The sequence below is a fragment of the Flectobacillus sp. genome (assembly GCF_049240685.1).
In the GTDB taxonomy this organism is placed as follows: domain Bacteria; phylum Bacteroidota; class Bacteroidia; order Cytophagales; family Spirosomataceae; genus Flectobacillus.
Genome location: NZ_JBMLSD010000259.1, coordinates 62,564 through 70,032, shown reverse-complemented (window position 1 = coordinate 70,032; position 7,469 = coordinate 62,564). Strand labels below are relative to the sequence as shown.

Sequence of the window (7,469 nt, the reverse complement as noted above, 5' to 3'; positions counted from 1 at the left end):
CAGGCAGTAATGTGCCACAAAACATCTGAATTGCCCAGTCAGTATTGAATCGTTCCAATAACTTCTCATCGCTTAGTTTTAGATAATGTTTAAGAAACATAAGTCCGAAGTAACCTTGTGGTGGAAGCCAAGAGTGAGCTCCTACCATGGTTTTTTTCTCAGGAAGAAGCTTTACCAAAGATGACCAATCTATAGTCTGATAAATAGAACCTAAATCTGTATTATTCTTGAATAAATACAATTTAGTGAAATTTGGAGAATCAAGAGGAAAAAGTGTATATTGCATAAGTATTTTAATTTGGTCGCACAACTAAAATACAAAAATCCCCGAAATATGCCAAATTTGTGCATTTTCGGGGATTAATTTTTAATAAAAATACTTGAAAACCAATCACTTACACCCTTAAAGGGAAGCCTTGTTAGAGCGTCTTGCTCAAATCTTATTTACGTTTCTTACGGTCATTGCCATGCTTGTTGTCTTTGCCACCTTTATAATCTTTTTTTCTGTTATCTCTACCTCGAGAATCAGATTTTGATCTGTGACGAGAATTAAAGCGTTCTTTGTCTTTTTTACCACCACCACGGCTTTCATTAGCACCTGCTAGCAATAAATCCATCGTTCTACGAGCTAAATTACATTCTTTTACTCGTACCTGCACTTTGTCGCCAAAGGTATATACTTTGCCGTTGCGCTGTCCTACAATACGGAAGTTATCTCTGTCAAAATCATAGAAGTCATCTTTTAGGTCAACCATACGAACGATACCTTCTGATGCAGTTTCTGTAATTTCTACAAAAATACCGAACTCGGTTACACCCGAAATGATACCATCCCAAACACGCTCTTCTTCCATCATACTCATGTATTCTACTTGCTTGTATTTGATAGAAGCACGTTCGGCTTCACTCGCAAGTTTTTCCATTTCAGACGAATGTTTACATCTTACTTCCCAAGCAGCTCTTTCGAGTGGATCACCGCCGTCAAGATAATGCTGTAGCATACGATGCGCCATCATGTCTGGATAACGACGAATTGGGGAGGTAAAATGTGAGTAGAACGGAAATGCCAAACCAAAGTGACCAATAGGATCGGTGCTATATTTGGCTTTGGACATGGTACGCACCGCCAAACTTTCCAAAATGTTCTGCTCTGGTTTTCCTTCAATACCCTCCATCAGTTGATTGAATGAACTACTGATTTGAGCGGCTTCTGTGGCTACCGAATAACCAAATTTCTTGGCAAAGGTAGAAAATGTGCGAAGCTTTTCAGGGTCTGGTGCTTCGTGAATACGATACACCATGGTATTGCGAGGCTCTTTTTTACGAAGTTTATACACATACTCAGCCACACGTTTGTTGGCCAAAAGCATGAATTCTTCGATAAGCTTGTGAGCATCTTTACGGATTTTTTGGTAGATACCTAAAGGTTTACCATTTTCGTCCAACTTGAATTTTACTTCAACTGTTTCAAAGTTTACTGCACCATTAGCAAAACGCTCGGCACGAAGAATATGCGCTAGGTTATTCAAAACCGTCAATTCATGCAAAAATGGAACGTCTGGCGTAGTTGGCTCTTCTACTTTTTTCTTACGGCCACGTTTAGGTTTTACTTCTTCTACGGGTGTCGCAGCTTCTGTAGTTTCGTTGACAGTAGCTGGTACTTCGGCAGGAGGATTATTCAAATCTAATACTTCTTGAGCCTCTTCATAGGTAAAACGCTTGTCAGAGTGAATAACTGTGCGACCAAACCATTCGTTTTTGATTTTGCCTTTCGATGTAATTTCAAAAATGGCAGAGAAGGTTAGTTTGTCCTCGTTGGGACGTAACGAACACAAGCCATTCGAAAGTTTTTCTGGAAGCATTGGTACTACTCTGTCGACCAAATACACCGATGTGGCACGCTTGAATGCCTCTTGTTCTAAAATAGTGTTTGGCTGAACATAATGCGTTACATCGGCGATATGGATACCAATTTGATAATTACCATTTTCGAGTTGTTCAAAACTCAAGGCATCGTCAAAGTCCTTGGCATCTATTGGGTCAATAGTGAAGGTGGTAATGCCGCGCATATCTTTGCGTTTGGCAATTTCTGCTTCAGGAATTTTCTCTGAGATATCTTCAGCTTCTTGTTCGACACCATCAGGAAAATGGTATGGCAAACCGAATTCGGCTAAAATAGCATGCATTTCGGTATTGTTTTCGCCAGCTTTACCTAATACTTCCTGAATGACACCTTCCATTTTGCGTTCGCCAAGAGGCCATTTCGTGATTTTCACAATCACTTTATCGCCATGTTTTACATCTTTGAGTGCTTCTCTTGGCACAAAAATGTCTTGATACAAACGCTTAGAATCTGGTGTTACAAAGGCGTAATTAGGAAGTAGTTCGATAGTTCCTACAATTTCGGAGCGACCATGTTCTAAAATTTCCACTACTTCACCTTCGGCACGATCAGAGCCTTTCTTACGTTTTGCCGAAATCAACACTTTGACAATATCGCCATCAATAGCCCCATTAAGGTCTTGGTTCGAAACCCAAACATCATCCTCACGACCATCTACTACCACAAATGCAAATCGAGCATTGACGTGGTCAACTTTTCCTGTCACAAATTCAGTGACACGGTCTATGATATAATTGCCTTCTTTTTGACGAATCAGTTTTTTGTCTTTAGTTAGTTCTTCAACTAGTGTAGCAAAAAGTTCTTTTGTACTGCGGTCACGAACGGCAAAAGCTTTATTAACTTGATTAAGCGACCAACTACGGTCGTCATTAAGTTCGAAGAACGATAAGATTTCCTTTTTTACAGATTCACGAAATCTTTCTTCTTTGCTCTTTTTTGGTTTATTCATTGATATATAATTACCTTTTTTAAGAAAAGGATTGTTTCAGTTAAAAAATGAGAAATAATGTATAGATAAATAGCTGTTTTTATGATTTTGATAAAATCTAAAATCTTGAGGCTTCTAACTTCCAGTTAGAACAGACAGTGCTTAGCCACTATATGAGTAAGAGCTAAAATGATACCAATAAGTAGATTGTGGATTTGAGAAAAGGCATTTCGGTGGTGAAAAAGCCGAAATCATTACCTATTTTGTATGAATTGCTAGTTTTCAAATAATAAATCACAAAGTCACTTTTATACTAAATCGCTCTATACTATGCACGAATAGTTCTAATTTACGATTATTCTTGTATATATGACAATATTTATATGAAATTGGTTTACTCTGGTGCCAATGAAGAATGGTTCTATATTAGTAGAATACGAAGGATTTCAAACTATTTTGGATTTAGGATGTTGAATTTCGGAAGTGTAAGCCACTTTTTTGATTCATATTTTACAAAAAACTAAGGTAGGTTTTTATATTTCCGAAATCAGCAATAATTTCAAATCCTTCGTATAGACCTAATGCCTATGGCTTATAGCCTAAAGCATATTATTTAGAAAGTTCTGTTGCTCTTTTTTGTGCTGCAAAAATACCTTCTTTTAAGTTTTGAGCTAATAAACCTTCTTCAAACCGCTTGAGTGCAGCTTCGGTGGTTCCACCTTTCGACGCGACAGCCTTAATGAGTTCGTCGAGGCTCTTTTCGGCATTGTTGATAAGGTGAAATGAGCCCAACATTGTTTGTTTTACCAATAATGCTGCCATAGAGTCCTCAAAGCCCATTTCTTTACCTGCCTCTATCATAGCTTTTACCAAATAGAAGAAATAAGCAGGACCACTACCTGACAACGCTGTTACGGCATCGAGCAGAGATTCTTCCTCTAAGAACACCGCACGACCAGTAGAGTTAATCAAGTTTTCAACTTTCTTTAATTGGCTCAATGTAATATCTCCAGAAGCAGCAAAAGCAGTCATCCCCATTCCCAACAATGCAGGAGTGTTTGGCATGGCTCTTACAATAATTCGGTGATTAAGGGATTCCTGTATTTTATCGATAGAAATACCAGCCATGATACTCAAAATAATTTGGTTGGGCTGGATTACTTTTTTAAGTTCTTCAGAAACTGTTGGATAGTCTTGGGGCTTAACCGAAAGGATGATTAAATCGTATTCTCCAACTTTAGGAGAGATAGTATCTACCACAACACCTGCTTTTTCTGATTGAAGCGCTTCGGCTCTGGCAGCATTTTTTTCGATTAGGAATAGGTTTTCTTTTTTTACTAAATCATATTGAATAAAAGATTTGGCAAAGGCCATTCCCATATTACCCGCTCCAACAATAGCTACTTTCATGATGGTTTGTTTTTGGTCAAAAATTAATTAAAAATGATTATGAATTTGGTTATCAGCTGAATTTCAGTTTTGTGGAACAAAATTACAACAAAAAACCTGACAGTATTGATAAAATATTGTCAGGTTGATGTTTGCTTGATGGGCGAAGTATTTATTACGAAAATTAATCTTTAAAGATTTCTTCTAATTTTTTTTCTAATTCGGCTGAGCTTCCTGTGTATTTAGCAATTACCTTTCCTTCTTTATCTATCAAAAACTGAGCAGGAATTGCGCTTACGCCGTAGGCTGCTGCAGCAACGCTATTCCAGAATTGAAGGTCGGATACTTGTTGCCAAACCAACCCGTCTTTTTCAATGGCACGAACCCAAGCATTTTTTTCTTGGTCGAGGCTCACACCCAAAATATCGAAACCTTTGGTATGAAAACGGTTGTAAATTCTTACAACATTTGGGTTTTCGCGACGACAAGGTCCGCACCAGCTTGCCCAAAAGTCAATCAATACATACTTACCACGCATCGAAGAAAGTTTTACTAAACTATCTTGAGGTGTTTTGAGGGCGATTTCGGGTGCTTCCGAACCAATGGCAACACCTTTCATACGCTTGATTTGCTCCAAGAACGATTTGATATGTGGGTTAGGCGAATTAGCTTTTTCTTTTTTGAAAGTTTCAGCTACTTGCTCTAATAAATCCATATCTGTTTCAGGATTTAGGAAATTGCCAGCTGTCCAGAGCGCTACCAACTCAGAGCCCATTTCTGGAATCAAGGCTTTGATTTTACCTACTGTAATTTGTTGAGCGTTTTGAAAATCATTCTGAATCTTTTGTAAAGTAGCATCGTCCTTTTTCTCTGTTGCAATGGTTACTTGTTTGTTCCAACCTTCAACCTTAGTTTGTAACTCTTGATTGATTTTGATGATTTGGTTGAAATATTGAACGTTTTTAGAATCTCCTTTAATTTGGAATTTACCTCTTGCCTGAGGAGTATCCATTCCATCGGCTAATACTTCTACTTTTTCGCCTCCTTCAAGAATCAGTAAGATTTTTTGACTTAAGGGCATATTGAAAAAGTTTACCAGATAGTATCCTCCTCCCTCGGTAATAGGAGTGTTGAATTTAAACGTGTGATTGGCGTCTACATGGGCAGAGTCGATATTAACAGCCGTGCCTCGACCATTAATCATTTGGAGATAGACTTTTTTGTCGGGAGCTACATTTTGTACTTTCCCTGTGATTTGAGCTTTTTTGGGGGCTGAGGTTTGTGCTACCATCGAGAATCCAAGCAGAATGCTGAGGATACTCAAAATTGATTTTTTCATAAATAAAGCGGTAACTGATAAAAGGATAAAAGGCATTTATTAGACGTTTTACAAAAATACAATCGTAATGAATGTCTAATAAATGCCTTTGGAATATTTGAGCTGTTGGCGAAAGGCTTTCAGCAAGTGATTCCAGAATCATTTGCTTCGAATGACATCGAATACTTTGTTTATTCGACAGCCTTTTCCCTATAAGCTCGTGTTAGAGCGAGTCTAGTGTTTTTTGTAAAAGTGCTGTGGTAACTTTTGGGTCGGCCGAGCCTTTTGATTTTTTCATGATATCACCCATGAACATTCCTAATAACCCTTTTTTACCATTTTTGTACTCTTTTACTTTGGCTGGATTGGCTGCCAAAACCTCATCAATTAACGACTGAAGTGTGTCGGTATTGCTTTGTTGAATCAAATTCTTTGCTTCAGCAATTTGCAGTGGACTAGCCGATGTATCCGTTACCATTACAGGGAAAATCTGTTGTGAGGCTGTTGATGTACTCACTTTCCCTTCGTCTACCAGATTGATAAGTTGTGCTAACTTTTCGGGCGTAACAGTCAATTGCTCAATTTCCAAGTGATTGTCATTGAGGTATGATTTTACCGTACCCATAATCCAGTTTGAGGCAGCTTTGTAGTTTTTGGTAAACTGGCAAGTTGCGTCAAAATATTCGGCTACTTCACGGCTATCTGTTAATACACCAGCGTCATAATCTGGCAAGCCATAAGTTTTGGTAAACTTCTCGAAAAGCTCCCAAGGCAAAGCAGGCATTTGAGCTTTTACTTGGGTGAGTAGCTCTTCCGAAATATGTAGAGGCACTAAGTCTGGTTCAGGGAAATAGCGATAGTCGTTCATCGATTCCTTTTCACGCATACCCGAGGTACGTCCAGTGGCAGGGTCGAAGTTGCGTGTTTCCTGAATGATTTTTTCACCAGCTTCTACGGCCTCAATCTGACGAACTACCTCATAATCAATGGCTTTTTGAATAAAGCGAATCGAGTTCATGTTTTTGATTTCAACTTTTGTACCAAAAACTTTACTACCAACTGGCATTACAGAGATATTGACATCGCAACGCAATGAGCCTTCTTCCATGTTACCATCGCAGATATGCAAGTATCTTACAAGCTTACGAACTTCGGTCATAAATTGTGCAGCTTCTTCCGACGACTTGATTTCAGGTTCTGTTACCATTTCAATCAAAGGCGTACCTGCACGGTTGTAGTCAATAAGGCTGTCGCTCGAACCCTCGGCATGAAGAGATTTGCCTGCATCTTCTTCCAAGTGGATATGGTGGAAGCGTACGACTTTTTCACCTGTAGACAATTTTACTTTTACACCACCCCCAATACAAATAGGCGTTTTGTCTTGGGTAATCTGATACCCTTTTGGAAGGTCAGGATAAAAATAGTTTTTGCGGTCAAAATATTGATATTCAGATATTTTTGAGCCAGCAGCAAAGCCCATTTTGATAGCGTATTCCACCGCCTTACGATTAAGTTTTGGCAAAGTACCTGGGTGTCCTAGCGTAATAGGCGAAATATGTGTATTAGGCGCAGCTCCAAAAGACGCAGAGTCTGCCGCAAAAATTTTACTTTCTGTTTGAAGTTGAGCGTGTACCTCTAGGCCAATAACAACTTCATATTTGTTTCTAATTTCTTGGTTCACAGAATATTAATTTCAGTTTGAGGCAAGAATCTTCTGTATTTTTGTAAAAAAGTTTCTGCCTTGTGGAACAATCGTCCACAAAGATAGTAAAAAGCATGGCTCGGTATAACCAGCAAGGCTAAGTGATTGGAAATTTGATGGTTTTCAAAAAATAAATCATTTTGTTCCAACCTTTTGGTTAGAGAAGAACTCTTTTATTAAAATGTTCAAAAAACACATTTTCGTAATGCCCAGAGGCGTTGTATGTATT

At 38.5% G+C, this 7,469-nt stretch carries 4 protein-coding genes and 1 pseudogene; all 5 read right to left on the bottom strand.

The window, feature by feature from the left end:
- Window positions 1-286, bottom strand: a pseudogene (locus ACOVQ4_RS12145) (DDE transposase); the annotation flags it as partial.
- Window positions 287-440: 154 nt separating this feature from the next.
- Window positions 441-2,852, bottom strand: coding sequence for a ribonuclease R family protein (locus ACOVQ4_RS12140; protein ID WP_421820908.1), 2,412 nt, complete (start codon window positions 2,850-2,852; stop codon window positions 441-443).
- A gap of 588 nt (window positions 2,853-3,440) precedes the next feature.
- The gene (gene proC, locus ACOVQ4_RS12135; RefSeq protein ID WP_095166149.1) at window positions 3,441-4,241 is read right to left on the bottom strand and encodes a pyrroline-5-carboxylate reductase; all 801 of its coding nucleotides are present in this window, start codon (window positions 4,239-4,241) and stop codon (window positions 3,441-3,443) included.
- A gap of 163 nt (window positions 4,242-4,404) precedes the next feature.
- Entirely contained in the window at window positions 4,405-5,559 is a 1,155-nt protein-coding gene (locus ACOVQ4_RS12130) for a redoxin domain-containing protein (RefSeq protein WP_421820907.1), read from the bottom strand.
- Between the two features lie 202 nt (window positions 5,560-5,761).
- The gene (gatB, locus tag ACOVQ4_RS12125; RefSeq protein ID WP_421820906.1) at window positions 5,762-7,219 is read right to left on the bottom strand and encodes an Asp-tRNA(Asn)/Glu-tRNA(Gln) amidotransferase subunit GatB; all 1,458 of its coding nucleotides are present in this window, start codon (window positions 7,217-7,219) and stop codon (window positions 5,762-5,764) included.
- Between the last annotated feature and the right edge of the window lie 250 nt (window positions 7,220-7,469).

Coding starts and splice junctions, on each gene's coding strand:
- ACOVQ4_RS12140 (WP_421820908.1), bottom strand. CDS start 2,852: ATGAATAAACCAAAAAAGAGCAAAGAAGAAAGATTTCGTGAATCTGTA.
- proC (WP_095166149.1), bottom strand. CDS start 4,241: ATGAAAGTAGCTATTGTTGGAGCGGGTAATATGGGAATGGCCTTTGCC.
- ACOVQ4_RS12130 (WP_421820907.1), bottom strand. CDS start 5,559: ATGAAAAAATCAATTTTGAGTATCCTCAGCATTCTGCTTGGATTCTCG.